Genomic DNA, 26,867 nt, shown 5'->3' on the forward strand with positions numbered 1-26,867 from the left:
CGACGTCTCCCGGTGGGTCCCGCTCCCCTGCACAGGCCCACCGGGAGGCCCCCGCCCGGCGGACCGAGGCGGCCGGCCCGACGGCGCGTCCTCCCATGACCGCCCGCTACACCTACGAACTCAAAGGAGGAGAGGACATGGACTATCTGGCCACCCTGGCCCCCTCCACCCTGGAGGAGCGGATCGTCCAGGTCCTCGCCTCCGGCCCGGCCACCCGCGGCGAGCTGTGCGACCGTCTGGACGTCTCGCGCACCGTCCTGGGCCGGGCCCTGACCGAGCTGCGTCAGGACGGTGCCGTGCGCGTCGTCGCCTACCGCTCCCGCTCGGAGGGGCGGGGCCGCCCCGTGGAGCAGCTGGGCCTGGCCGAGCGCATCGCCTGCGCCGTCGGCCTCGACGTCTCCCGCACCAGCGCCGGCGGCATCATCCTGGACCGCAAGGGCGAGGTGCTCGCCTCGGTCCTGACCCCACTGTCCTTCGACGGCTGGCGCGAACCCCTCGACGAGCTGTGCCAGGCCCTCAAGAAGGCCGCCGACGACGACGGGGTGGACATGTCCTACGTCTCGCGCATCGGCGTCGGGCTGCCCGTGCCGGTGGGGCAGGGGACCGGTCCGGGAACCGCCCTCGGCGAGGACCTGTTCAGCACCGTGGAGCAGATCGTCTCCCCCTACTGGAGCGGATCGCTGCTCGTGGACAACACGATCCGCATGACCGCCCTGGCCGAGGCCCGCTGGGGCGCCGGGCAGGGGGCGCCCGAGCAGATCTACGTCCACCTCGGGGGAGGGGTGGGGGCCTGCGTCATCGTCGCCGACCGCATCGGCGGGGGCAGCACCGGGTATGCCGGCGAGCTCGGGCACATCACCGTCCCCGGCGGGGATCGCCCCTGCCAGTGCGGCAAGAACGGCTGTCTGGAGACCCTGGCCTCGGCCCCCGCCGTCACCGAGATCGCCGGGGCGGCAGACCTGGAGGACCTGCGGCGCATGCTCGACGCCCACGCCCCCGACGCCGTCGGCGCCCTGGCCGAGGCGAGCCGGGCCGTGGCCCAGGCCTGCGCGATGGCGGTCCTGCTCATGAGCCCCAGCCGCATCGTGCTGGGAGGCGAGCTCGTGACCGCCTGCCCCGAGCTCGTCCCACAGATTGCCGCCGACATCGCCGGCCGCCTCGTGCCGGGAACCAGCTGGGGCGTCGAGGTCGTCGCCGCACGGCTCGACGGGCTCGGCTGCGCCCAGGGGGCCGCCGCCGCCGCGGACTCCTACGTGACGGCCTGCCTGGAGGAGGCCAAGCGCCACCAGAGGAGCTACGCATGAGCGCCGTCACCCTGCCGATGCCTACGATCCGGCCGATCGCAGGGGCGGGGCCTGCCTCACCCTCGGCACCCGGGGCCGCCAGGGCGCAGCTGAATGCGACGGCGGGGCCGCTCCAACGACGCCGCCTGCCCCTGTCCGTCGTCGCCAAGCCGACCGGGGCCGCCTGCAACCTGGACTGCCAGTACTGCTTCTTCCTGTCCAAGGAGTTGCTCTACAACGTCCCGCGCCAGCTCATGAGCGAGGAGACCCTGGAGACCTACGTCGCCGAGTACCTGGCCGCCAGCGGTGACGGAGAGGTCACCATGCTCTGGCAGGGCGGTGAGCCGACCCTGCGCGGCCTGCCCTTCTTCCGCCGGCTCATCGAGCTGTGCGAGACCTACCGGCGCCCCGCCCAGAAGGTGGTCCACGCCCTGCAGACCAACGCCACCCTCATCGATGAGCAGTGGGCCGCCTTCCTGGCCGACAACGACGTGCTCGTGGGAGTCTCCATGGACGGCCCGCCCGCCATGCACGACGCCTACCGGCTCAACCGGGGCGGCCGCGGCACCCACGCCATGGTGCTGCGCGGCTGGAGGCACCTGGTGGACGCCGGCGTGCGCCGCAACATCCTGTGCACCGTCCACGCCGCCAACCAGGACCACGGCGCCGAGGTCTACCGCTACTTCCGCGACGAGCTGGGCGCCACCCACCTGCAGTTCATCCCGATCGTCGAGCGGGTCGAGCCCGAGCAGTTGGCCGCCGCGGAGGCCGGCTGGCGCGCCGACTCCGGCACCCGGATCCTCTACCGGCAGTCCGGCAGCGCGGTGACCTCCCGTAGCGTCGACCCGCGCGCCTACGGGGAGTTCCTCTGCGCCGTCTTCGACGAGTGGGTGACCCATGACGTCGGGCGCGTCTTCGTCCAGGACATCGACTCGGCGCTGTCGGCCATGTTCGGCATCCACCCCACCTGCGTACACGCACCCGAGTGCGGAAACAACATGGCCCTGGAGTTCAACGGGGACGTCTACGCCTGCGACCACTGGGTCGAGCCGGAGTGGCGGCTCGGCAACGTCACCGACGAGCCCTTCGCCGACCTGGCCCGGGGAGCCACCATGCGGCGCTTCGCCACCAAGAAGAGCGCCCAGCTGACCGACCAGTGCCGGCGCTGCCCCGTGGTGCAGCTGTGCTGGGGCGGCTGCCCCAAGGACCGCTTCACCCTCTCGGCCGACGGCCAGGAGGGTCACAACTACCTGTGCGCCGGATACGGCGCCTTCTACTCCCACATCACCGCCGACCTGCTCACCATGGTCCGGCTCCTGGGGGAGGGGCGCCCACCGGCCGACATCATGGACCCGGGCGTCAGGCGCGCCCTGCGGCCCGAGGAGGAGTAGAGGACCGTGGCTGTGCTCACCGCCCTGGGGGTCGGGGTGCTGGTTGGCGTCGTCGTCGGCGCCCTCGGGGCAGGAGGGGGAATCCTGTCGGTCCCGGCCCTCATCTACCTGCTCGGCCAGGATCCGCACGACGCCTCCGCCGGCTCGCTCGTCGTCGTCGGACTGACGGCCATCGTCTCCCTCATCGCACCCGCCCGGGCGGGGCGGGTGCACTGGCGCGACGGGGCGACCTTCGGGCTCATGAGTGTGCTCGGGGCCCTGGTGGGCTCGCGCGCCTCCGTGGCTGTTGACGGCACCGTCCTGCTGACTCTGTTCTGCGTGATGCTGGCCGTGGTCGGCGTGGTCATGCTCCTGCGTGGGCTGCGCTCGCGGCCGGGAGCCGATGATGGAGAGGGCAGTGGGACGGGCGGGGCCTCGGAGCGGCGCGGCCTGCTGGTCGTTGCGGCCGCCGCAACCTTCACCGGATTCCTCACTGGCTTTTTCGGGGTGGGCGGCGGATTCATCGTGGTCCCGATGCTCGTGCTGGCCCTGGGCTTCCCAATGAAGGAGGCTTCCGGGACCTCGCTGCTGGTCATGATCGTCGCCTCGTTGGCCGGGCTGGCGGCACGGGTGGGGACGCACTCGAATGTGGACTGGCCCGTGGTACTTGCCTTCGCGGCGGCATCGATGGTGGGAGGGCTCCTCGGTGGGCCGCTGACGAAGCGGGCCTCGGCATCGACCCTGACGACCGCCTTCGGCATCCTCCTCCTGGGCGTCTGCGCCGTGACCGCCTACGACCTCCTGGCCGCCTGATCCAGGGGAGGGGGCCGACGCACTGAACCCGCGGGCGACGGAAACCAGCCTGGCCTGTATGACGCCATACGTTATACACTGCTTATGTGATGGGAACCGGGTCGGCGCTTACCACTGAGGCGAACAGCAAACTCGCCCCTGTTCATCCGGGGGAGGTCCTTATGGAGGACTTCATCGAGGGGTTCGGTATCACCCAGAACAAGCTGGCTGTTGCTATCGGTGTGCCGCCGAGGCATATCAATGAAATCGTGCACGGTCAGCGTGCGGTGACTGCGGATACGACGCTGCGGCTCGGCAAGCACTTCGGGGTACCCGCGCAGTTCTGGTTGAACCTGCAGACCCAGTATGCCCTTGACGTGGCGGAGGACCGTCTTTCGATGCAGATCGATGCCATCACTCCTCTGCGAGTGGCCTGAGGTTCGACATGCCGCGCAGGTTGGTCGGCCGGCCAAGATGTGTGGCAGCATCGGTGGCATGAGCAAGGAGACAGAGGCTGAGCAGACCAGCACCTACGATGTCGTCGTGATCGGTGGCGGGCCGGCGGGGGAGAACGTCGCCCAGTACGCCATCGAGGGCACCGACCTGACCGCGGTTCTCGTCGAGGGCGAGCTCCTGGGTGGCGAGTGCTCCTACTACGCCTGCATGCCCAGCAAGGCGTTCCTCGTGCCTATCGAGGTCGCGGCGGCGTCCGCCAACCTCGGCGGCTTGCGCCCTGCCGAGCTGTCCGCGCTCGATCTGCTCGAGCGTCGTGACGAGTGGGTTTCCCACTACAACGACGCTGGTCAGGTGCGCTGGGCCGAGGGTGCCGGTCTCGACGTCGTTCGCGGATGGGCACGCCTCGACGGCGAACGGCGCGTCGCCGTGAGAACCGCTGAGGGAGAGCGGGTCCTCCACGCCCGCCGCGCCGTCGTTCTCGCCACTGGCGCGCAGCCCGTCGTGCCCGCTGCGTTCCAAGGCCTCGAGGCCTGGGACTCGCGTGACGCCACCGGCGTGCAGGAGATCCCGCAGCGTCTCGTCGTCGTCGGCGGCGGGGTCGTCGCCTGTGAGGCCGCCACATGGATGTCCGCCCTGGGCAGTGACGTCACCATGCTGGTGCGTGGCCCCCGTCTCCTGTCGGCCGCGGAGTCCTTCGCCTCCCGGCTCATCGAGGAGTCTCTCGCTGCCCGCGGTGTCACCGTCATGACGAATGCTCAGGTGACTGCCGCCGAGCGGTCCCAGGCCAGTGACACCGGGCTCGGTCGTATCCATGGCGGCCCTGTCACGGTCACCTGCGCCGGTCGAACCATCGAGGCCGATGAGATTCTGGTCGCCACCGGCCGTCGCCCGCTCCTGACCGGCATAGGGCTGGAGACCGTCGGCCTGGAGCCCGACGACGTCCTGGCCGGTCGCCTGCCCGACTGGCTCTACGCCGTCGGCGACGCCAGTGGTGAGGCCCAGTTGACCCACATAGGCAAGTACCGAGCACGCGTTGTAGGGGAGAGGATCGCCGCCCATGCGGCGGGCTGCGAGCCCGAACCAGTGCCCGAGAGCATCCCGGTCCCGCAAGTCGTCTTCACCGATCCCCAGCTCGCCTCCAGCGGCCTGACCGAGCAGAGGGCCCGGGCCCTCGACCACGACGTCGTCACCGCCCAGGTCGGTTACACCTCGGCTGCTGGAGCTGCCCTCCTGCGCGACGATGCCCACGGTGAGGCCAAGCTCGTCGTCGACCGGCAGACGGGGGCCGTGCTGGGAGCCACCTTCGTGGGCCCTGGTGCGGGTGAGCTCATCCACGCCGCCACCATTGCCATCACTGCGGGCGTCTCCGTCCATCGGCTGCGTCACGCCGTGCCCGCCTACCCCACCGCCAGTGAGATCTGGCTGCGACTCATCGAGTCCCTCCCGAGCGAGTTGCTCCACCCGAAGAGGTGATATGCGGCGTCACGCGGCGTCCTTGGGAAACGGATGAGAGGTCTTCAGTGATGTCAGCCTGGAGCAGCCTCGCCTTGAGTGGCACCGTCTGAGAGACTGGGCGCATGCGAATCGCCATCGGTGCCCCGGGCAATGGAGCTCTCCTGAAGGACGCTCTTGAGGAACGACTGGTCGGGGACGGGCGCGTGAGCGACGTCGTCGACCTGTCCACGCCGGACATCACCTACCCGGAGGTCTCCTTCCAGGTCGCCCGGGCAGTCGCCGAGGGGCGGGTCGACCGTGGGCTTCTCATCTGCGGTACTGGCGTGGGAACCGCCATCGCCGCCAACAAGGTGCCGGGGGTGCGCGCGGCGACCGCGCACGACCTGCTCACCGTGCGCGGCTCGGTGGAGAACTACGACGCCCAGATCCTGTGCATGGGACAGAACGTCATCGCGGCCCCCGCCGCCTGGGCGCTCATCGACATCTGGCTCGACCTGCGCCACGACCCCACCGGCAGCTACGGCCCCAAGGTCGGCGAGATCGCCGCCTACGAGGCGCGCCTCAACTCCTGACGGCGCCCACGCGAGCCGCCTCACGCGACGCGGGCCGCGCGGGAACTGCGTGCGCCGGCGCGGAGACCCTGGTGTCGAAGCGTGTGCCGGCCAGGCGGAGCTCCACAACCACTCGCCCCTCGGTGAGGAGGAGGCCCGCTGCGGTCAGTCCCAGAGTGTCTGGGACAATTGCTCGGTGCGTATCACTGGAATCGACCACATCGTTCTGACGGTCCGCTCCATCGAGACAAGCATCGACTTCTATTCGCGGGTTCTGGGCATGGGGGTCATCACCTTCGGGCACGGGAGAACGGCCTTGCGTTTCGGGGACCAGAAGATCAACCTCCATGCCGCGGACGATCCGATTGCTCCGCATGCCACGCAGCCCATCCCTGGGAGCGCAGACCTGTGTCTGGTTGCTGACGGCACGATCGACGAGATTCGTGAGCATCTTGCTGCCAAGGCGGTCCCTGTGGAACTCGGCCCCGTCAAGCGGACAGGTGCCCAGGGCACTATCTGCAGTCTCTACGTGCGTGGCCCCTGACGGAAACTCATCGAGGTCGCTGTCTACGAGGGTGCCTGAGGATTGCCCGGGTGCCACAAGAGCATCCGTGTCCAAATCGGATACAAAGGAGTCCGAGGCCCGACATAGTCGCTGACTGAACCGCGGAATCACGCGGTTTCTTTCTGCGCGTCTGAACTGAGGGGCGAGCCTTTGTGTCCGATTTGGACACCGCCCTACACATTGTGGCCGGTCGCGCTGTGCGCGGGGCTGTGATGCCGGTGCACGACCTGCGTGAGGAACCTCGCGCACCACTGCATTGAGTGCAATGATGCACCGAGTGCAAGATGGTGGGGTGACCCGAGCCGACCTGCGCGCCACCCAGGCGCAACGCACCCGCGCCGCCATTCGCGCCGCCGCACTCACCCTGACCCGGGAGCGCGGCTACACCGCGATGACGGTCGATGATGTCGCCGCCCTCGCCGGAGTCTCCCGGCGCACCGTCTTCAACCACTTCTCCTCCAAGGCCGACCTCCTCGTCGTCGGCCTGGAGCCCCCGGCGCCCGCGGTTGTCGAGGCCTTTGTCCACGGCTCGGGAAGCCTTCTGGAGGACCTCGGCGTCCTGCTCACCTCCGGCGCCGAGGCCGTCGAGTCCGAGCGCGGCTGGCTCCTGTCCTTCCCAGAGATCGTGCGGGACAACCCGGAGGTGGAGCGCGCCGTCCACGAGCGGCTGCGCATCGTCGCCCAGTCCTTGGCGGAGGCCGCCGGCCGCCGCCTGGGAGCCGAGCCCGACGACCCGCGCACCCGCGCCGTCGTCGCCTTGGCCATGGCCATCCAGCGCAGCTCCCTGGACCTGTGGTGCGGGCGCTCCCACCCCTGGGAGGAGGCCCGCTTGGTCGACGCCGTCCGCACCATGGTCGAGGCGATCTCCGAGGTGGTCTCCCCACCCCGGTCCGATGCCTCAGCCTCCACCGTTGCTAGCGGCCCAACGCCGTCGAGCTCGCCGGGGTAGCCGCGCGGGCGGCTCGCCCCGTCCTTCTCGCAACTGACTGAACCGACTGCTTCCGCCCTTTTCCATCCTTCGCCCTCAACCGACAAGGCCACACTGATGACTCAACACGCCTCGACGTCGGCCTCCGCCGGCACCGCCCTCCACGAACCGGGGGCGGAGTTCCGCCCCGACCGCCGCTTCTGGGCGGTCTATGCCTCACTCCTGATCGTCATGTTCCTGTCCGCCATGGACCAGACGATCGTCGGCACGGCCCTGCCCACCATCGTGGGCGATCTCGGCGGCGCTGCCCACATGGCCTGGATCCTGACCGCCTACACCCTGGCCATCACCGTGGCCATGCCGGTCTACGGCAAGCTCGGCGACCTCGTGGGACGCAAGAACCTCTTCCTGGTGGCCATCGCCCTGTTCCTGATCGGCTCAGCCCTGTGCGGCACCGCCGACTCCATGACCCAGCTCATCATCTACCGCTTCATTCAGGGGCTGGGTGGCGGCGGCCTCATGATCTCCTCCCAGGCGATCACCGGCGACCTCATCCCGCCGCGGGTGCGCGGCACCTACATGGCCCCCATGGGAGCCATGTTCGGCATTGCCTCCATCCTGGGACCCATCATCGGTGGCTGGCTCACCGACTCGGTCTCCTGGCGCTGGACCTTCTGGATCAACCTGCCGCTGGGCGTCCTGGCCTTCATCGCCATCTTCCTGGTGCTGCGCCTGCCCAGCAGTCGCCTGACCAGCCCCATTGACTGGTGGGGGCTCGGGCTCATGAACGCCGGCGCCATCGCCATCGTCCTCATGGCCACCTGGGGCGGCAACCAGTACGAGTGGACCAGCCCGGTCATCATCGGCCTGGGCGTGGTCGGCCTGGTGTGCTGGGGGCTGTTCGGCTTCGTCGAGACGCGTGCCACCGACCCCATCCTGCCCTGGACGATCCTCACCAGCCGCACCTTCATCGTCTCCACGCTCGTCGGCATGCTCGCAATGGGCGGCATGATCGGTGTGCTGAGCTACCTGCCCACCTACCTCCAGATGGTCTACGGATACTCGGCCACCACCTCCGGCCTGCTCCTGGTGCCCATCACCATTGGGATGCTCATCTCCTCGATCCTCTCCGGTGTGCTCGTCTCGCGCACCGACCGCTACAAGATCTACCCGGTCGCGGGACCCCTGGTTGCCGCCGGCGCCGCCTTCTGGCTCTCCCGCCTGTCGACGACGTCGCCCGTCTGGCAGATCTCCGCGGCCACCTTCCTCATGGGGGCGGGTATCGGGCTGTTCTTCCAGCTCCTGGTCACCGTGGTGCAGAACGCCCTGCCGGCCAAGCACCTGGGCACGGCCACCAGCGGCAACAACTTCTTCCGCGAGGTCGGCGTCTCCCTGGGCGCCTCTCTCATCGGTGCGGCCTTCTCCTCCGGCCTGACCTCCAACCTCACGGATCGGATCGGGGCGCTGGCCCGCAGCGCGGACCCGTCCGTCCTGGGGATGCTGGCCCAGTTCAAGGACGCCGACACCTCCTCGCTCACGCCCGCCCTGGTCAACCAGCTGCCCGCCGCCCTACACGACGCCGTGGCCGGCTCCTACGCCGACGCCCTCCTGCCGATCTTCGGCTGGATGATCCCGCTGTTCGTGGCGACCTCCGTCGTCGCCCTCTTCCTGCCCGAGGTGCCCCTGTCCCAGAAGACCGCCATGGAGCAGGTCGCCGAGGCGGAGGCCGAGGATGAGCTCAGTGGGCCGACGTCGCCGCAGGAGCCGGACTCGGCGCCGCAGCAGGCGGAGCGGGAATCGACGGAGCCGGCGATGGCGGCTGACGCAGAGTGATGGGCGGCCCGGTGGCCGGGCGCCCGCCTCAGCCCGCCGGGAACCGGTAGCGGTAGATCCTGCTTCCCCGCGCGTAGTAGAGACTGCCGTCGGCGCCGAGGGCCAGGGAGTTGACGTAGACCTTTCCTTGAGGCGTGGTGGCGAAGTCGGCGATGACGGTGCCCTCATCCTGCAAGGACGTGCTCAGGGCCCGCAGGCGCCCCGCCATGATCCCGTAGAGCACGCCGTCGCGCTCTATCAGCTGACTGCGGTTGGCGTCGGCGTAGCCCTGCCTGGTCAGCGCCCGGCTGCGTCCGATCGTGAAGTCGGCCGGGCTCATGGCGAAGACGTGCATGCCGGTAGTCCCGTACACGGTGCCGTCGCTGCCCAAGGTCAGGGCCGTGATGGAACGCTGGTCCTTGAACGGCGTCATCACCCGGGTCACCTTCCGCGTCTTCAGGTCGAACTCGAAGAGCCTGGGCGCGCTCGCCTCCGTCTGGTCGGGGTTCATGCCGTTGCCGCTGGCACTGGTCCCCACGTACAGCTTGTCCTGGTGGTGGACGATCGACAGCGGCCGGCGGTCGCTCAACAAGCCCCGCAGCGACGGAGCCGCATAGTTGATCGTGTCCAGCGGGTAGGTGTCGATCTTGTTGTGCGCGGCGTCGTAGATGGACAGTGCCCCGGAGCCGGCCTTGTTCTTGGGAGAGGTGCCGACGGCGAACTCGTCGTCATTGATCGGCACGATGGCGTACGGTCGCGCCTGGCGGGCATCAGACGTGATCCTCACCGACTGGTGATTCTCCAGCGTCGGCCCCGAGGCCCCCATCTCGTACCTGACCAGCTCGCCACTGGGGTAGATGCCCGTGACGAACCACTTGCTGCTGTGCCCGAAGCCCTCGACCTGACCCAGCGGGGCCTGGGGCAGGCTGTACTGCGTCTTGTCCACCTGCGCGTTGGGGGTGGCGCGAAGGAGCATCGGGGCGGTCATGTACCAGGAGGCGTAGAGGTCTCCGCCGGGGACTGCCGTCAGGGACTGGATGTCGCGAGGTGATCCCTGGATCGCGTTGCCTCCGTTCGCGTCCTTGGGAAGGTCCGCCGCGCTGCCGTCGGAGGCGTGGACAATGGCGATGCTGGCGTCGTCCTTGCCCGCTGAGATGAAGTGCTCGTGCGTCGCCCAGCTCGACTGACTCGGCCTGGCTGTGGAGACCAGTCCTTGGGCCAGCGTCCGTGAGGTGTCGGTCCGGGGGTCGTACTCCTGGAGCGTCGGTGTGTTGTCGCTCTGGACGGTGTAGTAGACCTTCTCGGCCTCGCCGGGGCGAGTGACGACCTGGCTGGACCAGGTGCCCACCTCAAGCGGCTTGCCGTCCTTCATCTTCTGCGCCCCGGTGGCCGGGTCCAGGACGCAGGTTCCCCCGCAGGTCGGCCGGACGCCGCCCGGGACGCTCGTGCCGACGTACAGGTTGCCGGCCTTGACCTGCAGCCGCTCGACGTGGGAGAGGCCGGCGATGACGTGACCGGGCACCGCCAGCCTGGTGGTGGCGTTGGTGGAGGTATTGATCCGGACGATGGACGGGTTCTTCGTACCCGTCCCGGCGTAGAGGAACCCGTTGTCGTAAGCGAGGCTGCGCACGTCGCTCTCGCCTGCCTGAACGCCACCCGGCAGCAGGTCGGTCCACTGGCCCCGTCCCTGGTTGGCGGAGGGGTCGTATCGCAGGATGTGGCCGCCGTGAATGCTCTGCGCGGCCACATAGACCCGGTCGTGCTCGTCGACGGCGACGTCCCAGAGGAACGTGCTGTAGGCGGCGACCTGCTCGTAGCCGGGCCGGGACGGATCGCTCAGATTCGTCGCCTTGTGCCCCTTGGGGGCGTCCGGATCGATCTCGAAGAGCTGTCCGCCGCCGCTGGCGAGCATGACGTGCCGGTTCGACAACGTGGCGAACTCCCAGGGCTGCACGTCGGTGTTCTCCGGGACGAGCCGCTCGCGCGACCTCAGTGTGCGGGTACTGAGGTCCACGACATGCAGCAGGCCGCCGTTGCCGCCGGCCACGACGATGCCGACGGGGGTGCCGTCACTCAGGACGGTGGTTCCGACGCTCGGCACGCTGGGGGTGGGTGGCGGTGTGGTGGGCAGGGCCTCCTCCCGGCCTCCCGGGTCAAGGGCGACGGCGGGCGCGGTGATGGACAGGGACAGGGCGAGGGCGGTGGCGAGCGCGCACCACAGGGTGAGAATGGTTGTCCTGGCTGGCTGCTTCATCGCTGTTCTCGCCTTGTGTCGGGGGAGGGGGAGCGGGCCGCCGCCCCGACGGGCTGAGCCCGTCGAAGCGGATGGAACCGCCCGGCCATTGTTCACCGGGGTGAGGTGACGGGCGGCGAAACCAACCGTGAAGTTGATCGATAAATCACTGGGAGGATGCTGGTCGAGGTGCTCTGGTGGTCGCTGGGGGCGTGTTGGCTGAGCCCGGTGTGCTGTCGGGGTGCAGGAGGTGAGAGGATGGCCCGGTGATGAAACGGATCTTCAGGCGACCGCCCCCGGCAGTGCTGCTGGCGATGGCGGGCGCGGCGCAGGGCGCCATGGCTCGTGGTCGGACAGTGACGCCCGCGTCGGTGGCGGCGGCCACCGCCGTCGTCGGAGGCTCGCTGTGCCTGCTCGCCGGAAGTGCGGGTAACTTTCTTCGCCACCGCACCACGGTCGACCCAGTGAGGGTCGAGCGGGCCCAGCACCTCGTTGTGGACGGCCCCAACCGGCTGACGCGCAATCCCATGTACCTGGGCCTGACGGGCCTGCTGCTCTCGCACGCGATCGCGCGCAGGAGCCCGTCCGCGCTGATCCCGCTGGCCGGCTTCGTCTGGCTCATCGACCGCCACCAGATCCCGGCCGAGGAGAAGGCTCTGGAGGAGAGGTTCGGGCAGGACTACCTCGACTATAAGGAGGCCGTCCCCCGCTGGCTGGGTGTGCCGTGCGCTCGAGGGTGCTGTCAGGCGCGCTGCCGGCGCTGAGGGTGTGCGGCGCATGAGGGTGGGGTGAGCTGAATCGCGCGGTCGGCCGGAATGATCCGGCGGAGCGCGTAGTTGAAGGTTGTATGAAAGCATTCGGGTTTCTCAGCTTCGGACACTATGGACACGGTCGCGGCCCTGGCGACCCCGACGCCGGCCAGGCGCTCAAGGAGGCCGTCGAGATCGCCGTCGGCGCTGACGAGATCGGCGTCAACGGCGCCTACTGGCGCGTCCACCACTACGCCCGCCAGGCCGCCGCCCCCATCCCGCTGCTCTCCGCGGCCGGCGCCCGTACCCGGCGCATCGAGGTCGGCACCGGTGTCATCGACATGCGCTACGAGAACCCGCTCTACCTGGCTGAGGAGGTCGCCGCTCTCGACCTGCTCACCGACCAGCGCATTGCCATTGGCATCTCCCGCGGTTCGCCGGAGCAGGCCCGCCGCGGCTGGGAGACCTTCGGCTACACCGGCGGCGTCGACCCGCGCGGGGCCGACGTCGCCCACGCCCACACCGCCCAGTTCCTCGACGCCGTCCGGGGCGTCCCGCAGGCGGACCTCGACACCAGCGGTGGCATGGCTCCCGGCGCCAGCTCCCGCCTGCGCATCGAGCCGCACGCCCCCGGCGTGGACCGCCGCCTGTGGTGGGGCGCCGGCTCTCGGGAGACTGCCGAGTGGACCGCTCGCCAGGGTCTGAACCTCATGAGCTCGACCCTCCTGACCGAGGCCACTGGGGAGGGCTTCTCCCACCTTCAGGCCGAGCAGATCCGCCGCTACCGCGAGGCGTGGAAGGAGGCCGGCCACAACTGGACCCCGCGCGTGAGCGTCTCGCGCTCCATCTTCCCGATCGTCTCCGAGGTGGACCGGAAGTTCTTCGCGCTGCGGGGCGAGGACTCCCACGACCAGATCGGCGTCATCGACGGCCTGCAGTCGACCTTCGGGCGCACCTATGCCGCCGAGCCCGACGTCCTCGTCGAGCAGCTCGCCCGGGACGAGGCGCTCCATGCCGCCGACACCCTCATGCTCACCATTCCCAGCCAGCTCGGCGTCGACTTCAACCTCCACATCTTGCAGGCCTTCGCCGAGCATGTCGCCCCGGCACTGGGGTGGCAGCCCAATACCGCCGGACCGGTGACGGGCTATTCCCTGGAGGTGTAGACCTCCGGCAGCGGTCACCGTCCCGTCTGGTCGCGATACGGTTCCGTCATGGAGGGCGCAGGCGATCAGGCCCCGGTGGTCGTGCACGACCTCGTGATGCCACAGGAGGACGATGGGCCGGATCGCGAGGAGCTGCTGACGGAGCGGAACGCCCTGGTCGATCGGGTGAAGGAGCTGAGCCCGCTGCTGCGCGACATCCATCAGCCGGTCCTGGAGATAACGGCAGCGATCAACGACGTGAAGGCCCGCATCGACGAGATCGACGCGGAGCTGCTCGACCGTTCGGTGTCGGCGGCGGCGAAGCTGCTCGCGGACGTCGAGGAGCCGGTCGGCACCGCGGAGCGCCGCGAGGTGGTCGAGGCGAAGTGGAAGGTGTTGGACGTGGACCGCCGCCGGATGCTCGTGGACGAGCTGGTGACGGTGACCATCGAGCCCATCACGCCCGGTCGCGTGAAATTCGACCCCGACCTGATTCGGATAGAGCCGCGTCGCGACTGACTCATGAGTCGACTCGTCATTGCAATGGTGAGTCGACTCGTGGGAGAATGGTTGCAGACAAGAAGATCCCACCGGGGCCGCGACTTAGAAGCGCGGGGTTCTGCTCCCGGATGAGTAGCCGGTCAAACAGCCCAATTACCGTGGCGGGGAACCGGAAGATACTCATGTCTGAGGACTTCCGATGTCTGTCGTTATCGACGTTCCCCGCGCATCCGCGCTCGACCGCCCTGGCCTCGATCAGGGCTCCACTCCTTCTCCGCAGGCAGACGGCCTCGATCCCGTCATCGCCGCCGCTCGTGCTGCTGGTCGTCTGGCCGGTGAACGCCTGGCTCGCACGCCCCTGACCCCGCGACAGCGCGCCGCGGTCGCCGCCGTGATGGGCGGTGGTCACTGATGAGCGCCAACTCCGCCGCCTTCGACCACGTGAACGGCTTCCGCTGGCGACAGGGCGACCCCTCCCTCGCCGAGTCCGAGGCACGTCTCTACGACCTCGGCGTGCTCCGCTCCGTGCTGGAGGAGTCCGTCGAGATCGCCGTCGCCGTCGCCGACGCCCGCGCTCCGTCGCGTGGCCTCGTGGGATCATTTTGGGTCTCATTTGGGGGTCAATAGGGGGTCATTTAGGCGCCGCACTCTCTCTGAGGCCCTCCGCGCTGTCCGCGGCGGGGGTGGTCGCTGTGGCTAAGCAGGAGAACAACCCGACGAGCATCGGGCTCACGCAGTACCTCGATCCGTCGTACTGGACCTGGGCTGCCGAGGACCCGAACGGGGCCGCGCTGCTCCAGCAGGGAGCCGAGGCGATCCTCGCCTACGTGGTGCAGCGGCTCGAGGCCACCGGCTGCGAGGTCGTCGAGGCCTACGGCATCGTGCATGACAAGGACGAGCGCGAGGTCTGGAGCGACACGGAGAAGGCTCTGGTGATCGAGCCGAAGCCCGATCACCTGCACGCGGTCATCAAGTTCGCCAGCCGTGCGAAGAGCGCACCGCTGGATCGGCTCGCGTTCGGCATCGGCGTCGAGCCCCAGTACGTCGAGAAGCCGGGCCGCGGGCGGTACGCCTACGACAACATGCTGTCGTATCTGACGCACGTGAAGTACGCGGACAAGCACCAATACGCGCCTTCGGAGGTCGCTACGGTGCGTGGGCCTGACTACCTCGGGATCGACGCCCAGCGTCGGGAGACCTGGCTCAAGGGGCGCGCGCACGTGAAGAAGAAGGTCGTCGCCGAGAACTTCGAGGACATGCGCGAGCACGTGCTCCAGGGCGAGTTCACGCGGGATCAGATCATGCTCACGGACGAGCTGTTCGACATCTACTCGCGGCATCAGCGGGAGATCGACGACGCGCTGTCGGCCTACGGCCAGCGCCGCGCATACCGGGCGGCGGCGAAGCTCCGCGCCGGTGAGTTCTCGACGCACGTGGTGTTCGTCCATGGGGATGCCGGGATCGGCAAGACCCGGTTCGCCACGGACTTCATCACCGAGGCGATCAACGCGGCGAACGCGCACGGCGAGCGGTGGCAGGTCTACCGGGCCGCGACGGGGAACCCGCTTGATGACTGGCGAGGCGAGGAGGTGCTGCTGCTGGACGATCTGCGGGCCTCGGCGATGGATGCGAACGACTGGCTGCTGCTGCTTGATCCGTACAACGCCTCGCCTGCGAAGGCTCGGTACAAGAACAAGGGCGAGGTGGCCCCGCGCCTTATCGTCATCACGGCGACGATCGAGCCTGTCGAGTTCTTCTACTACGCCCGCCAGAAGGGCAACGTGGACGAGGCGTTGGACCAGTTCATCCGCCGCTTGGCCTCGGTCGTGAAGGTCTATCGTGCCGACGACATCAATCGTTACCTCGTGCAGCACATTGGGAAGATCGAGCCCTACGAGTGGCACCAGTGCAGCATCCCGACCGCCGCACACACGCCCGGCATGTACGGCAACGCGTATCACCAGAACGTCGGGTCGCGGGAACTGACCTACGGTCCGGAGACCTCGGCGGAACATGACGCTGAGGGCGCGGTTGCTGAGCTGCTGGGCGGGCTCGCGGTGCGGAGCCCTGACGTGCCGCTGGCGCTGATCGGAGGTGCCGCATGAGCACCGAACGCGATGCGCTCTTCCAGGGGGTCGAGGGGGCCGGAGGCCCCTCGCAAGCAGCCGGGGAGGACATGAGCGCCAGCGAAATGTCCGACACGGCTACTGCTTGCCACTCTGGCGTACAGGTGGAGCAGCAGACCGACTCCCAGGTGAACACCGGTCGGGCTGATGCGGAGGCTGTGCGTCAGAGTCACGGCGGCGCGAAGCGTCGTCGTGGGGGCCGCGCGAAGCTCGATACCGACTTCGGAGAGGAGACGCTCGCGGCGCTTCGCACTCGTGCGAAGCGGCTCGGGCTGGCTCCGAGCACGTGGGTGCGGACCGTCGTCCGGGATGCCCTCCACGCCTCTCGGAGCGAGGAGTTGGACGCCGCCGTGGCCGCGCACCTGCTCGGGGTCGAGGCGCGGGTGCAGGCGTCGGCGGATGCTCGCGAGCTGGCCGCGCAGATTCGCCCGCTGGCGATCAACGTCAACGACCTCGACCGCCGGGCGCGGGCTGGTGAGTCAGTGGCGCTGTCGGCGGAGGTGCCCGAGCTGATCGAGTTGCTGCGCGAGGTCCGCGCCCTGCTCGGGGATCGGGCGGCCTCATGAGCACCACGCACTACAGCCCGAGCGCCAGCGCCGCCGACACGGAGCGCTATATCCGTGGCAAGGAGGACGAGCGGGGCATCGCGATCACGTGCGATGTGCCGGGAGGCCCCGGCGCGTTCTCGGCGCGCGCTCGGTCGCTCACGCAGAACACGACGCGCGAGGTCGAGGCGGTGCATTACCGCCAGTCGTTCAGCGACGAGGAGTTCGACCCGAAGAGTCCGGAGGACGTGCAGCGGGTGAACGATCTCGGTTATCAGCTCGCGAAGAAGATGCACCCGGATTCCGACTGCCTCGTAGTCAGTCATGTGGATGGGCGGGGCAAGAAGCCGCACAACCACATCTTGGTCATCAACCACAACAACCGGACGGGGAAGGCGCTCTCGGACTATCGCACGTTCCACGACCGCAAGGCCGGGAATCAGCGGGGCGTCCAGTCGGCGAACGACCAGCTGATGCGAGAACACGGGCTCTCGGTCGTGAAGCGGCTGGAGCACGCACCGAAGGACTGGGAGCTGCGCCGCGAGGACTTCGCCGAGGGATCGCTCGACCGCGAGATGGGCGACCGGATGAGCGCGGCGCTGGCCGATCCCCGGGCGGTGGACAAGGCCGGTCTGGTCTCGGTGATCGAGGAGCAGAACCAGCGGCTCGGCGATGACGGGGAGCGGGTGCCGCGGATGCGGTTGCACAGCCCCGTCAGCAAGAAGGGCAAGCGCGCCGGGCAAGAGACCTGGACGCTCTACATCGAGGATCGCCGCGGCGAGTCCGGCCGCGCCGAGCGCCGCAAGCGCGCGAGCGCCCTCTCGGCGGACTTCACCCCGGAGGGCGCGCAGGCGTTCTTCGACTACCACCAGCAGCAGAAGGAGAAGGAACATGAGCGCAGCGCTCGACAGGCTGAAGCAGCAGAACGAGCCCGAGCAGTCGCAGCAGCAGCTCGGCAGTCCGGAGACGATGGAGCTGTTGACCTCGATCCTCGCCGCCGTCGAGGCGCAGAACACGAGGATCGCCACGCTGACCGAACAGCAGAAGAAGCTCGCGGGTTTCGTGAAGGTCATGGACGAGGAGACGACGAGGCGGCTGGAGCGGATCACGGCCCCGGCGTCGACCTCCTCGCCCTCCAGCGACGTGTCCGCGAGGATCGCGAGTATCGAGAGCAGGCAGAACGAGATCGCGAGCACGCTCGGCGAGTTCGCGCAGAGTCTCAACGGCGAGAGCTTGAACGCCGCTTCGCGGAGCTTGGTCGCGGAGGCGCAGAAGAATCGCGCGGCTACGGCCTCGGCGATTGAGGGTCTGAAGGCGCAGGTCACAGCGAACCAGAAGCTCGTGAGCCAGGTCGGCGGCGCGGTCCAGCGGATCGAGAAGCGCACCGAGGAACGGGTCGAGAAGGCTGTCGAGCAGGTCGCCGGGGAGGCTTCGGCCACGATGACCGCGAGCCTCGACGCCTCGAACGCGCGGGCGGAGCGGATCATCGCCGCGACGGCGAAGCTGGAGGCGCGACAGCTCTGGTCCGCCGCCGCCGCGATGTGCCTCGTTCTCCTGCCGGTGGCCGTGGTCGTCGCCGGTCTCTGGATGGGCATCGCCGGGCTCATCACGGGTGTTCAGTGGGCGCTGGACGTGGACGGGAGCGTGTGGCTCGGCATCGGCCGGTGGCTCGTGGTCGGCGCTGGCCTCGCCGGGGCCGGCTACGGGCTCTTCGCGTCCGTCAGCTGGGTTGCGGGTCTCGTGGAGACCTGGAAGGGCCGCGGGATGCCGAAGTGGCCCCGCTGGCGCAAGAGGTGATCACGCCTCACGAGGGCAAGCGCGCGCAGCGCGTGCGGCAGCCGCGACAACTGGACATTAGGTCAGCGGCTGCTGTATAGTTCAGTGCATGCTGACCATTGCTTCGCGTCTTGACGTCATGAACCGGCTCGGCCGGGCCATGGCCGACCCGACGCGCTCCCGCATCCTGATGTCCCTGCTCGACAGCCCGAGCCACCCCGCGGTGCTCTCGCGCGAGCTGGGGCTGACCCGCTCGAACGTGTCCAACCACCTGACCTGCCTGCGCGACTGCGGGATCGTGGTCGCCGAGCCCGAGGGCCGCCAGACTCGCTACGAGATCGCCGACCCGCACCTGGCTGCGGCGCTGACGGCACTGGTCGATGTGACCCTCGCCGTGGACGAGAGCGCGCCGTGCATCGACCCGGCCTGCTCGGTGCCGGGCTGCTGCGCCGCGAGCAGTTCGGGGGACGCCTCGTGAGCGCCGCCTGCGGCTGCGACGAGCCGACGACCAGCCCCGCGGACGAGGCAGAGGAGGCAGAGCGCCCGTGGTGGCGTGATCCCGGCCTGGTCGTGCCGATCCTCTCCGGCGTCGCGTTCGGCACCGGCCTGGCGCTGGAGTGGTCGGGGCTGCACATCGCGGCGCTGGTCGCGTTCTGGGCGGGCCTGCTGCTGGGCGCGTACACGTTCGTGCCCGGTGCGATCCGGAATCTCGTTGTGAAGCGCAAGCTCGGGATCGCGCTGCTGATGACGATCAGCGCCGTGGGCGCGGTGATCCTCGGCTACGTCGAGGAGGCGGCCGCGCTGGCGTTCCTCTACTCGATCGCCGAGGCCCTGGAGGACAAGGCGATGGACCGCGCCCGCGGCGGGCTGCGCGCGCTGCTGAAGCTCGTGCCGGAGACCGCGACCGTGCTGCGCGACGGGACCTCCGCCTCGGTCCCGGCCAGGGAGATCGCCGTCGGCGACGTGCTGCTGGTCCGCCCTGGCGAGCGGGTCGCGACCGATGGGCTGGTCCGCTCGGGCCGGTCGAGCCTGGACACTTCGGCGATCACCGGTGAATCGATCCCGGTCGAGGTCGCGCCCGGAGAAGCGGTGTCGGCGGGCGCGATCAACAGCGCCGGCGTGCTGGAGGTCGAGGCGACCGCCGCGGGCACCGACAACTCGCTGACCACGATCGTGGAGCTGGTAGAGCAGGCCCAGGCCGAGAAGGGCGACCGAGCCCGGATCGCTGACCGGATCGCCCGCCCGCTGGTGCCCGGCGTGATGGTCCTCGCCGTCCTCGTCGGCGTGCTCGGGTCCCTGCTCGGCGACCCGGAGACCTGGATCACCCGCGCCCTGGTCGTCCTCGTCGCGGCCAGCCCCTGCGCGCTGGCGATCGCGGTGCCCGTCACCGTGGTCTCCGCGATCGGCGCGGCGACCAAGTTCGGCGTCGTCATCAAGAGCGGGGCCGCCTTCGAGCGCCTCGGCGGCATCCGGCACCTGGCCGTGGACAAGACCGGCACTCTGACCCGCAACCGGCCCGAGGTAACCGCCATCGTCGCCGCCCATGGGTTCGACGATGCGCAGGTGCTTGCTTGGGCTGCCGCCGTGGAGCAGCACTCGACGCACCCACTCGCCGCCGCCATCGCCGCCGCGGGCCGGGGAACCCCCGCCGCGCAGGACGTGGCCGAGGAGGCCGGGCACGGCATCGGTGGCCTGGTCGACGGCCGCAGGGTGGCGGTGGGCAGTCCGCGCTGGATCGACGCCGGTCCGCTCAAGGCCCGGGTCGAGGACCTGGAGGCCGAGGGGCAGACCTGCGTGCTCGTCACCGTCGACGGCTTCCTGGCCGGGGCGATCGGCGTCCGCGACGAGCTGCGCCCCGAGGTCCCCGAGGTCGTGCGGAGCCTGCGCGACCAGGGCGTCGAGGTGAGCATGCTCACCGGCGACAACTCCCGCACCGCTGCTGCGCTGGCGAAGCTGGCCGGGATCGGCGACGTGCACGCCGAGCTGCGTCCCGAGGACAAGGCTCGCATCGTCGCCGGGTTCTCGGAGACGTCGCCGACCGCGATGATCGGCGACGGCATCAACGACGCGCCCGCCCTGGCCGGGGCGACCGTGGGCATCGCGATGGGCGCGACCGGCTCCGACGCCGCGATCGAGTCCGCCGACGTCGCCTTCACCGGCCACGACCTCGGCCTCATCCCGCAGGCTCTGCGCCACGCCCGCCGCGGCGGCAGGATCATTAACCAGAACATCGTGCTGTCCTTGGCGATCATCACTGTGCTGCTGCCGCTGGCGATCACCGGCGTGCTCGGCCTGGCAGCGGTCGTCCTCGTGCACGAGGTCGCCGAAGTCGTCGTCATCGCCAACGGACTGCGGGCTGCGCGTGCCCGCAAGCAATAGGTGTTCCGTCCAACGCCATAACTCAGACATGCGCTACGAGAACCTGCTCTACCTGGCCGAGGAGGTCGCCGCCCTCGACCTGCTCACCGACCAGCGCATTGCCATCGGCATCTCCCGGGGCTCGCCGGAGCAGGCCCTCCGTGGCTGGGAGACCTTCGGCTATACCGGCGGCGTCGACCCGCGCGGAGTCGACGTCGCCCGTGCCCACACCGCCCAGTTCCTCGACGCCGTCCGGGGTGTCCCGCAGGCGGACCTCGACACCAGCGGTGGCATGGCACCCGGCGCGAGCTCCCGTCTGCGCATCGAGCCGCACGCCCCCGGCGTGGACCGCCGCCTGTGGTGGGGTGCCGGCTCGCGGGAGACCGCCGAGTGGACCGCCCGCCAGGGCCTGAACCTCATGAGCTCGACCCTCCTGACCGAGGCCACTGGCGAGGGCTTCTCCCACCTTCAGGCCGAGCAGATCCGCCGCTACCGCGAGGCGTGGAAGGAGGCCGGCCATGACTGGACCCCGCGTGTGAGCGTCTCGCGCTCCATCTTCCCGATCGTCTCCGAGGTCGACCGGAAGTTCTTCGCGCTGCGCGGCGAGGACTCCCACGACCAGATCGGCGTCATCGACGGCCTGCAGTCGACCTTCGGGCGCACCTATGCCGCCGAGCCCGACGTCCTCGTCGAGCAGCTCGCCCGGGACGAGGCGCTCCATGCCGCCGACACCCTCATGCTCACCATCCCCAGCCAGCTCGGCGTCGACTTCAACCTCCACATCCTGCAGGCCTTCGCCGAGCACGTCGCCCCGGCACTGGGCTGGCAGCCCAACACCGCCGGACCGGTGACGGGCTACTCCCTGGAGGCGTAGACCTCCGGCACCGGTCGCCGTCCCGTCCGGTCGCGACACGGTTCCGTCATGGAGGACGCAGGCGATCAGGCCCCGGTGGTCGCGTGGATGGAGCACCACCAGGTGGTCCTGTACCTGGGGGCGCTCGTGGCCGGCGCCGGCCTGGGGCTGACTGCTCCTGCAGCCGGCCGCCTTCTTGAGGCGGCGATCTCCCCGGTGCTGGTCACGTTGCTGTTCCAGTGCTCATGCTCATCCAGGCCCTTGTCCTGCCACTGTGGCTGGCCGTTGCTGCCGGCTCACCTGGGGTCCAGGGCGGTGGTATCAGCTGGCGACCCTTCGCGCAGGCCTTCATCCTCATGATCGCACTGCCTATGGGGCTGTCGATCCTCACGCGGCGCGCCGCACCCCGGGTCCGGTCCGCCGCCCGGCTCGCATCAGCGACGACGGCGCTCATGGTTCCGCTCATGATGGCGACCCTGGTGCTCGTCGTCGCCTCCCAGGTTCCCCACGTCGCCTCCCGGCCCGACGTCGTCGCCCGGGTGGTTCCGCTCTTCGTGACTTTCGCTCTGGTGATGCCGGTTGTGGGAGACGTCGCCGGGCGCATGGCCCGCCAGGGACGTCAGGCGCGCCTGGCGCTCGCCTTCTCCGGGACCACCCGTAACTCGCTGGTGGTTCTGCCGTTGGCTCTGGCGCTGCCTGATTCCATGGGGATGGCACCGATTGCGGTGGTGACTCAGACCCTGGTGGAGCTCGTGGTCATGGCAGTCGGTGTCCGTCTGCTTCCCCGCCTTATTCGATAGAGCGGGGACAGAGGGGTTGTGGAGACGAAACCGCCGCAATGATGTCGATAAATGACGTGGCCTGTGGGTCTCGGACTTCTCCGAGCCCCACAGGCCCCTGTCGTTGAGGGCGGCATCGCCTCTGGATCCCATATTCCAGAGGGGACTCAACCCTCCTTCGCCAGAGCGGCTCACGCCGAGCTCCCTATCAACTCGGGCGGCCTCGAAATCCGATCGGTCATTGGGCTCCCCAACCCTCGCGACCAGTTCCGTCCGGCGGCGGTCACTATGTAACCCACTGCTCCTGAGGGAGCACTTCAATGTACCTGAGAATATTCTGGGAATCTAGTTGCGGAATTTGTTTCGTTTTCCTGGGGCTGGAGAAGGCCTTTTCAAAAGAGGGAAATATTGTCAATCTTTGATGTATTTTAAACGTATAGGCAACCCTTTTGTGTTGATTCTCGTCGGTGTTGTCCCGGAAGTGCCGTGTATTGTTCAGCCGTCCAACCGTTAATCAACGGGCGGAAGGTAGTGGTTGTCCGGCTCAGGGCGCCGGATGCCGCCAGCCCCCGATCTCTCCAAGGAGCAGTTGCCTATGCCGCAGGTCACCGGAGCCGTTCATGAAGTGGGTGTCGACCAGCTCTTCTTCTCCACCACTGATGCACGTGGCGTCATCCGCCACTCGAACAACGTCTTCATCGAGCTCTCGCGCTATCGGCGTGACGAGCTCTCCGGCGCCCCGCACAACATCATCCGCCACCCGGAGATGCCCGGTGGCGCTTTCAAGGCCATGTGGGACACCCTCAAAGCCGGCAGCCCCTTCGCCGCCTACGTGCGTAACCTCGCCGCCGACGGCAGTGAGTACGACGTCTTCGCCACCGTCACCCCACTGTCCGACGGCGGCTACCTCTCGGTGCGCACCCGTCCGGTGTGCTCCGACCTGTTCGACACCGCCTGCGCCATCTACAGCGACGCTCGCGCCGTCGAGGATGAGGCCATCCACGCCGGGGCCAACCGCCGGGCGGCGGCCGAGGAGGGGTTGAACCGCATCGCCGAGAAGCTGGCCGGAGCGGGCCTGTCCTCCTACGAGGAGTTCCAGAACACGGCCCTACCGGCGGAGGTGGCGCGTCGGGAGGAGCTCTCCGAGGGCATCCCGGTGCGCCCCGACGCCACCGGGGACCTGCGCGTCATGCTCGACTCGGTCACCAGGATCGCCGCCGGGCTCGACTCGTGGATGTCCGGTCAGCAGCAGCTCGCCGAGCTCTCCGCCTCCCTCAAGGCCGCGGGGAAGGGACTGACCCGAACCCTGGAGGACCCTCGTCTGAACGCCTCACACATCGCTGCTCTGGACCGCTCCGACCCCCGGGTCAAGCCCCTGGCCGACCTGCTGGACCTGTGGACTCAGATGCAGAGCCTGGTCAGTCCCCTCGTGGCGAGGCTCGTCGACACCCTGGCCCAGCTCGACACCAACGGCGCCCGCACCCGCTTCCGTATCGCCCTGGCCCGTCTGCACACCACCATCAGCTCGCTGTTCACCGTCGAGCTCATCGACGGCGTCGGAGACCCGCAGTACTCGGCGCAGGCCATCCCCGACCTCATCGAGTCGCTGCGTGAGGGCATCGCCGAGATGGAGCGTCAGACCCAGGCCCACAGTGCGCTCGCGGCCCAGGCGGTCGCCTACATCGGCGAGGCCAGCCGCATGATGACGATCCCGAACCAGCTCCTCATGCTGTGGACCGGTTCAGCCGCGTCGAGCGACCCGGAGCTGCCCGCCATCGCCGCAGAGCTCTCCAGTGCCGCCTCCGGCGTGGTCGAGTCCGTGGGCCGTCGCCTGGCCGAGCTCGATGACCTCGCCGCCCGCTGCCAAGCCACTCATGTCGCCGACAACTTCGCGGAGCTGGGGGAGGCCCTGGACTCCTTCACGACGGCGGCCGGAGCCGTCGCCCCGAGCTGAAAGGGCTCGCCCCGCCCGACCGGGCTCAGTAGGAGTCGGTCTCGGAGCGCGGGGCGTCCTGAGCCGTTGCCTCAGTGGGCGTCGCCCCCGGGTAGTCCACGTGTCGGTCCTGCACGGGGCTTGCCGGTGAGGCGTACCCGTAGGGGCCGGGTTGCTGCGGCCCGGTGGAACCGGCCGCGCTCGGGGGTGCTGAGAGGGCGCCCTGTCCGACAGACGCGGTTCCCACCGGAACGGGCACGGGAACGGGGGAGGCCCAGCGCAGCTCATCGCGAGGGATCTCGTAGACCACACCGGGGTAGCGACCGAACTGCTCCTCGCTGGGCACGGCCGAGGAGGTGGAGTCCAGCACCGCGAGCATCTGCTCCGGCGTCGGCCACGAACCGGACGGCCCGCTGCCGCTGGGAGCCGGCGGCGGGAACCACGCCGTGAACTCCGGCGGACGGATCATGATCCGCCCCGGGCGGGTGCGGTCGCGCAGGGCGTGGGCGCGCCAGGTGATGACCGGGTGCGTGGACCGCCAGACGGTCATGTGGAGCCACAGTCCCTTCTCCCGCGTGGCGCGATCCGCCAGGGCGTGGGTGTTGACCTCCGCACCCAGGTACTTGCCGCCGGAGAGCACCCCCACGACCCCGGGCACGCCCGCAGGCGCGTAGGTGTAGCCGTGGTTGTCCGCCGTGTACTCCTGGGCCCGAACCAGCGCTTTGCCCAGAAGCGGGACGTTGAGGCCGAGGGTGACGAACAGCAGGCGCAGCATGGAGATGTGACCCGCGGCGAGGTGCCCGACCTCGTGCCCGATCACGAAGCGCAGCGCCTCAGGGTCGCGGGCCCGGCCACCGATCTCGAACATGTCGGAGTGGACGACCACGAAACGCCGGTAGCCGTGGCCGGCCGCGAAGGCGTTGATCTGACCGTTGCCCATGGTCACGTAGGCATCGGGGACCCGGCGCAGGCCGAACTGCTGGGCCGCCTCGACAACCATCCGATAGCCCTCCGGGAACTGGGTGGGACTCATCTGGACCGCGGTCGCGCGGAGCTTGGCGTACAGCATCGCGCGCCCTACCCACAGGATGATCGGGATGAGGGGCACCAGCAGGAGGAACTGCATGCCGCTGTTCTCCTGGCTGAGGAAGAAGTCGCGAACCTGAGCCCCCAAACCGGTGGGCTCGGGCACGGTGACCAGCCAGATCACCAGGGCGATCCACACCAGGTAGGCCAGTGCAGTCGCCATGCTGGTCGCGATCAGGAGTGGGATCTCGGCGGGGTGACGCAGCTTGCGGATGCCCTTGATGCCGTGAACGGTCGCGCCGTTGAACATCCGGGGGTGGGAGGGTGGCACAGCCGGCGGCGGCGAGCCGAGGGGACCGGGGAGGGTGGGTGGAACATGTGGTGGCATGACGGCAACCTAAACGACTCGCCGCTGGGTTCATCTCCTGCCCCAGGAGGATCTTCACCTCTGGCTTATCGGCCGTCTGGTGGGAAAAGGTGTGGTTGGTCGCTTCCCTCGAACGGCGCTGTCGCTCCAGCAGTCCTGCGGGAGGTGGGGATCCGGCGGGACCTGACGCCGTCGATCGCGACCCCGTAGGCTCCTGCCCGTGCCGCACTCCGCCTCGCCGTCTTCGCCGTTCCTGTCCTCGCAGCCTCTGCCCTCCCTGTCCGGGAACCCGGACCACGCCGTGCCCTGGGGCATGCAGATCGCCGTGCGCTACGACAAGGTCCACCCGCCCCGGAGGATCGACGTCGCCGAGGCGGCCGCCCGCGCCGTCGTCTCCCTCCTGGCCTCACCCGCCGCCGCCCCCGGCGGGCCGTGGAACCCGGCCGTCGACTACTGGCGCGACGGGCGCATCCGCAAGCTCGTGCGCCGGGCCCGCGGCAAGCGCTGGGAGGAGGTCCAGGACATCGACGGCGTCACCGTCACCCAGGACGGCCCGGCCGGCTGGGGGCAGGCGGCCGCCCGCGCCTTCGTGCCCGGCCCGGTGCGCCCCCTGCCCGGGGCCCTGGCCAAGACCCAGGTGGAGGGCACCCACTTCCCACCCGGTGACGAGCTGCCCCCACCGCCCGCCGAGATCACTGCGCGCGTCGCCCAGGATCCGGCCGCGGCCGAGCGGATCGCGCTCACGGCGGCGTCGGCCTCCAGCGGGGCCCTCGTGACGATCGAGGTGACCCCCCTGCACGAGATGACCTCGGGCAAGCTGGCCGCCCAGTGCGGCCACGCCGCCCAGCTGGCCTGGGAGAGCAGCGCCATGCCCCCCGCCATGAGGCGGGCCTGGGCCGAGGACGGCTACCGGGTGCGCGTCGTCGTGCCCAGCCGGGAGCAGTGGGAGACCACCACCCGGCCCGTCAGCGTCACCGACGCCGGCTTCACCGAGCTCGACGGCCCCACCGAGACGACTCGCGCCTCCTGGTGAGGGCGCGGTACCTGGGTGTCCCTTCGCGCAGGGGCACCGGCGACCCGCCAGACATCCTCCATCAGCCCGCCATCGCCGCCGGGGCGGCCTGTCCCCGGACTCCCGCCCGGGCGAGCGTCTCAGGAGTCGTGGCGCCCTGGATCGGGAACTGCGTTTCCCGCCCAGAACGTACTTGTCCTCCAGATGACTGAGGCCGGACCTCAGTCATCTGCAGGACAACGCAGTCCTCGT

Annotated in this window: 26 protein-coding genes; 24 read left to right on the top strand and 2 right to left on the bottom strand. The window is 69.4% G+C overall.

Annotated elements, in window-relative coordinates; genetic code table 11:
- Window positions 1-95 precede the first annotated feature (95 nt).
- The 9 genes from FK267_RS05235 (at window position 96) to FK267_RS05280 (ending at window position 9,233) form a co-directional block, all read left to right on the top strand.
- Window positions 96-1,304 (top strand): ROK family transcriptional regulator, encoded by a 1,209-nt coding sequence (locus tag FK267_RS05235; protein WP_141406535.1) that lies wholly within the window; start codon window positions 96-98, stop codon window positions 1,302-1,304.
- The gene (locus FK267_RS05240; protein WP_141406536.1) at window positions 1,301-2,674 is read left to right on the top strand and encodes an anaerobic sulfatase maturase; all 1,374 of its coding nucleotides are present in this window, start codon (window positions 1,301-1,303) and stop codon (window positions 2,672-2,674) included. The genes FK267_RS05235 and FK267_RS05240 overlap by 4 nt, the downstream gene beginning before the upstream one ends.
- Window positions 2,675-2,680: 6 nt before the next feature.
- Window positions 2,681-3,466 carry a sulfite exporter TauE/SafE family protein gene (locus FK267_RS05245; RefSeq protein WP_141406537.1) on the top strand — a complete coding sequence of 262 codons (786 nt, stop codon included), beginning with the start codon at window positions 2,681-2,683 and terminating at the stop codon, window positions 3,464-3,466.
- An 89-nt stretch (window positions 3,467-3,555) separates the two neighbouring features.
- Complete coding sequence (locus tag FK267_RS05250; RefSeq protein ID WP_141406663.1) at window positions 3,556-3,882, top strand: HigA family addiction module antitoxin; 327 nt, start codon at window positions 3,556-3,558, stop codon at window positions 3,880-3,882.
- A 58-nt stretch (window positions 3,883-3,940) separates the two neighbouring features.
- The gene (locus FK267_RS05255) at window positions 3,941-5,374 is read left to right on the top strand and encodes a dihydrolipoyl dehydrogenase family protein (protein ID WP_232622518.1); all 1,434 of its coding nucleotides are present in this window, start codon (window positions 3,941-3,943) and stop codon (window positions 5,372-5,374) included.
- A 104-nt stretch (window positions 5,375-5,478) separates the two neighbouring features.
- Window positions 5,479-5,928 (top strand): RpiB/LacA/LacB family sugar-phosphate isomerase, encoded by a 450-nt coding sequence (locus FK267_RS05260; RefSeq protein WP_075378668.1) that lies wholly within the window; start codon window positions 5,479-5,481, stop codon window positions 5,926-5,928.
- Between the two features lie 175 nt (window positions 5,929-6,103).
- Window positions 6,104-6,451: a VOC family protein gene (locus FK267_RS05270; RefSeq protein ID WP_141406540.1), complete on the top strand. Its 348-nt coding sequence runs from the start codon at window positions 6,104-6,106 to the stop codon at window positions 6,449-6,451.
- A 313-nt stretch (window positions 6,452-6,764) separates the two neighbouring features.
- A complete protein-coding gene (locus FK267_RS05275; protein WP_141406541.1) occupies window positions 6,765-7,421 on the top strand; it encodes a TetR/AcrR family transcriptional regulator in 657 nt (218 codons plus the stop codon).
- A 96-nt stretch (window positions 7,422-7,517) separates the two neighbouring features.
- A complete protein-coding gene (locus FK267_RS05280; protein WP_141406542.1) occupies window positions 7,518-9,233 on the top strand; it encodes an MDR family MFS transporter in 1,716 nt (571 codons plus the stop codon).
- 28 nt (window positions 9,234-9,261) lie between these two features.
- Here FK267_RS05280 and FK267_RS05285 read toward each other — a convergent pair whose 3' ends face one another.
- Window positions 9,262-11,466: an NHL repeat-containing protein gene (locus FK267_RS05285; RefSeq protein ID WP_141406543.1), complete on the bottom strand. Its 2,205-nt coding sequence runs from the start codon at window positions 11,464-11,466 to the stop codon at window positions 9,262-9,264.
- Between the two features lie 248 nt (window positions 11,467-11,714).
- Between FK267_RS05285 and FK267_RS05290 the strand changes: the two genes are divergently transcribed.
- The 14 genes from FK267_RS05290 to FK267_RS05355 all read left to right on the top strand — a co-directional run bounded on the left by FK267_RS05290 (window position 11,715) and on the right by FK267_RS05355 (window position 24,231).
- Window positions 11,715-12,209 (top strand): methyltransferase family protein, encoded by a 495-nt coding sequence (locus FK267_RS05290; RefSeq protein WP_141406544.1) that lies wholly within the window; start codon window positions 11,715-11,717, stop codon window positions 12,207-12,209.
- A gap of 83 nt (window positions 12,210-12,292) precedes the next feature.
- On the top strand, window positions 12,293-13,360 hold the full coding sequence (locus FK267_RS05295; RefSeq protein WP_141406545.1) for an LLM class flavin-dependent oxidoreductase: 1,068 nt from the start codon (window positions 12,293-12,295) through the stop codon (window positions 13,358-13,360).
- A 48-nt stretch (window positions 13,361-13,408) separates the two neighbouring features.
- Window positions 13,409-13,858: a hypothetical protein gene (locus FK267_RS05300; RefSeq protein WP_232622519.1), complete on the top strand. Its 450-nt coding sequence runs from the start codon at window positions 13,409-13,411 to the stop codon at window positions 13,856-13,858.
- A gap of 181 nt (window positions 13,859-14,039) precedes the next feature.
- Window positions 14,040-14,252 (top strand): hypothetical protein, encoded by a 213-nt coding sequence (locus FK267_RS05305; protein WP_003780572.1) that lies wholly within the window; start codon window positions 14,040-14,042, stop codon window positions 14,250-14,252.
- Window positions 14,252-14,467, top strand: a complete 216-nt coding sequence (locus tag FK267_RS05310) for a hypothetical protein (protein WP_060957359.1) — start codon at window positions 14,252-14,254, stop codon at window positions 14,465-14,467. Before FK267_RS05305 ends, FK267_RS05310 begins: the two co-directional genes overlap by 1 nt.
- Window positions 14,468-14,532: 65 nt before the next feature.
- Window positions 14,533-15,945: a Rep family protein gene (locus FK267_RS05315; protein WP_232622520.1), complete on the top strand. Its 1,413-nt coding sequence runs from the start codon at window positions 14,533-14,535 to the stop codon at window positions 15,943-15,945.
- On the top strand, window positions 15,942-16,532 hold the full coding sequence (locus FK267_RS05320) for a hypothetical protein (protein ID WP_009212769.1): 591 nt from the start codon (window positions 15,942-15,944) through the stop codon (window positions 16,530-16,532). Before FK267_RS05315 ends, FK267_RS05320 begins: the two co-directional genes overlap by 4 nt.
- On the top strand, window positions 16,529-17,815 hold the full coding sequence (locus FK267_RS05325; protein WP_141406547.1) for a relaxase/mobilization nuclease domain-containing protein: 1,287 nt from the start codon (window positions 16,529-16,531) through the stop codon (window positions 17,813-17,815). Before FK267_RS05320 ends, FK267_RS05325 begins: the two co-directional genes overlap by 4 nt.
- Before the next feature lie 37 nt (window positions 17,816-17,852).
- Complete coding sequence (locus tag FK267_RS05330; protein WP_008731400.1) at window positions 17,853-18,308, top strand: hypothetical protein; 456 nt, start codon at window positions 17,853-17,855, stop codon at window positions 18,306-18,308.
- 88 nt (window positions 18,309-18,396) lie between these two features.
- On the top strand, window positions 18,397-18,765 hold the full coding sequence (cmtR, locus tag FK267_RS05335) for a Cd(II)/Pb(II)-sensing metalloregulatory transcriptional regulator CmtR (RefSeq protein ID WP_003780589.1): 369 nt from the start codon (window positions 18,397-18,399) through the stop codon (window positions 18,763-18,765).
- Window positions 18,762-20,666, top strand: a complete 1,905-nt coding sequence (locus FK267_RS05340; protein ID WP_029574305.1) for a heavy metal translocating P-type ATPase — start codon at window positions 18,762-18,764, stop codon at window positions 20,664-20,666. The genes cmtR and FK267_RS05340 overlap by 4 nt, the downstream gene beginning before the upstream one ends.
- Before the next feature lie 28 nt (window positions 20,667-20,694).
- Window positions 20,695-21,519 carry an LLM class flavin-dependent oxidoreductase gene (locus FK267_RS05345; protein ID WP_141406548.1) on the top strand — a complete coding sequence of 275 codons (825 nt, stop codon included), beginning with the start codon at window positions 20,695-20,697 and terminating at the stop codon, window positions 21,517-21,519.
- Window positions 21,520-21,737: 218 nt separating this feature from the next.
- Window positions 21,738-22,298 carry a hypothetical protein gene (locus FK267_RS05350; protein ID WP_249039338.1) on the top strand — a complete coding sequence of 187 codons (561 nt, stop codon included), beginning with the start codon at window positions 21,738-21,740 and terminating at the stop codon, window positions 22,296-22,298.
- 574 nt (window positions 22,299-22,872) lie between these two features.
- Window positions 22,873-24,231 carry a PAS domain-containing protein gene (locus FK267_RS05355; protein ID WP_141406549.1) on the top strand — a complete coding sequence of 453 codons (1,359 nt, stop codon included), beginning with the start codon at window positions 22,873-22,875 and terminating at the stop codon, window positions 24,229-24,231.
- A 25-nt stretch (window positions 24,232-24,256) separates the two neighbouring features.
- Here FK267_RS05355 and FK267_RS05360 read toward each other — a convergent pair whose 3' ends face one another.
- Window positions 24,257-25,546: a M48 family metallopeptidase gene (locus FK267_RS05360; protein ID WP_141406664.1), complete on the bottom strand. Its 1,290-nt coding sequence runs from the start codon at window positions 25,544-25,546 to the stop codon at window positions 24,257-24,259.
- A gap of 277 nt (window positions 25,547-25,823) precedes the next feature.
- On the opposite strand from FK267_RS05360, the gene FK267_RS05365 reads away from it, so the two are divergent.
- Entirely contained in the window at window positions 25,824-26,636 is an 813-nt protein-coding gene (locus tag FK267_RS05365; protein ID WP_373693185.1) for a peptidyl-tRNA hydrolase, read from the top strand.
- The last annotated feature ends 231 nt before the right edge of the window (window positions 26,637-26,867 follow it).

Origin of the sequence: Actinomyces oris, assembly GCF_006546825.1 — a bacterium.
In the GTDB taxonomy this organism is placed as follows: Bacteria; Actinomycetota; Actinomycetes; order Actinomycetales; family Actinomycetaceae; genus Actinomyces; species Actinomyces oris.

What these genes read in the sequence shown, in the direction of transcription:
- FK267_RS05345 (WP_141406548.1), top strand. Translation starts at nt 20,695, where the DNA reads ATGCGCTACGAGAACCTGCTCTACCTGGCCGAGGAGGTCGCCGCCCTC.
- FK267_RS05235 (WP_141406535.1), top strand. Translation starts at nt 96, where the DNA reads ATGACCGCCCGCTACACCTACGAACTCAAAGGAGGAGAGGACATGGAC.
- FK267_RS05280 (WP_141406542.1), top strand. Translation starts at nt 7,518, where the DNA reads ATGACTCAACACGCCTCGACGTCGGCCTCCGCCGGCACCGCCCTCCAC.
- FK267_RS05355 (WP_141406549.1), top strand. Translation starts at nt 22,873, where the DNA reads ATGCCGCAGGTCACCGGAGCCGTTCATGAAGTGGGTGTCGACCAGCTC.
- FK267_RS05310 (WP_060957359.1), top strand. Translation starts at nt 14,252, where the DNA reads ATGAGCGCCAACTCCGCCGCCTTCGACCACGTGAACGGCTTCCGCTGG.
- FK267_RS05305 (WP_003780572.1), top strand. Translation starts at nt 14,040, where the DNA reads ATGTCTGTCGTTATCGACGTTCCCCGCGCATCCGCGCTCGACCGCCCT.
- FK267_RS05300 (WP_232622519.1), top strand. Translation starts at nt 13,409, where the DNA reads ATGGAGGGCGCAGGCGATCAGGCCCCGGTGGTCGTGCACGACCTCGTG.
- FK267_RS05320 (WP_009212769.1), top strand. Translation starts at nt 15,942, where the DNA reads ATGAGCACCGAACGCGATGCGCTCTTCCAGGGGGTCGAGGGGGCCGGA.
- FK267_RS05255 (WP_232622518.1), top strand. Translation starts at nt 3,941, where the DNA reads ATGAGCAAGGAGACAGAGGCTGAGCAGACCAGCACCTACGATGTCGTC.
- FK267_RS05360 (WP_141406664.1), bottom strand. Translation starts at nt 25,546, where the DNA reads ATGTTCAACGGCGCGACCGTTCACGGCATCAAGGGCATCCGCAAGCTG.
- FK267_RS05250 (WP_141406663.1), top strand. Translation starts at nt 3,556, where the DNA reads ATGGGAACCGGGTCGGCGCTTACCACTGAGGCGAACAGCAAACTCGCC.
- FK267_RS05325 (WP_141406547.1), top strand. Translation starts at nt 16,529, where the DNA reads ATGAGCACCACGCACTACAGCCCGAGCGCCAGCGCCGCCGACACGGAG.
- cmtR (WP_003780589.1), top strand. Translation starts at nt 18,397, where the DNA reads ATGCTGACCATTGCTTCGCGTCTTGACGTCATGAACCGGCTCGGCCGG.
- FK267_RS05295 (WP_141406545.1), top strand. Translation starts at nt 12,293, where the DNA reads ATGAAAGCATTCGGGTTTCTCAGCTTCGGACACTATGGACACGGTCGC.
- FK267_RS05240 (WP_141406536.1), top strand. Translation starts at nt 1,301, where the DNA reads ATGAGCGCCGTCACCCTGCCGATGCCTACGATCCGGCCGATCGCAGGG.
- FK267_RS05290 (WP_141406544.1), top strand. Translation starts at nt 11,715, where the DNA reads ATGAAACGGATCTTCAGGCGACCGCCCCCGGCAGTGCTGCTGGCGATG.
- FK267_RS05285 (WP_141406543.1), bottom strand. Translation starts at nt 11,466, where the DNA reads ATGAAGCAGCCAGCCAGGACAACCATTCTCACCCTGTGGTGCGCGCTC.
- FK267_RS05260 (WP_075378668.1), top strand. Translation starts at nt 5,479, where the DNA reads ATGCGAATCGCCATCGGTGCCCCGGGCAATGGAGCTCTCCTGAAGGAC.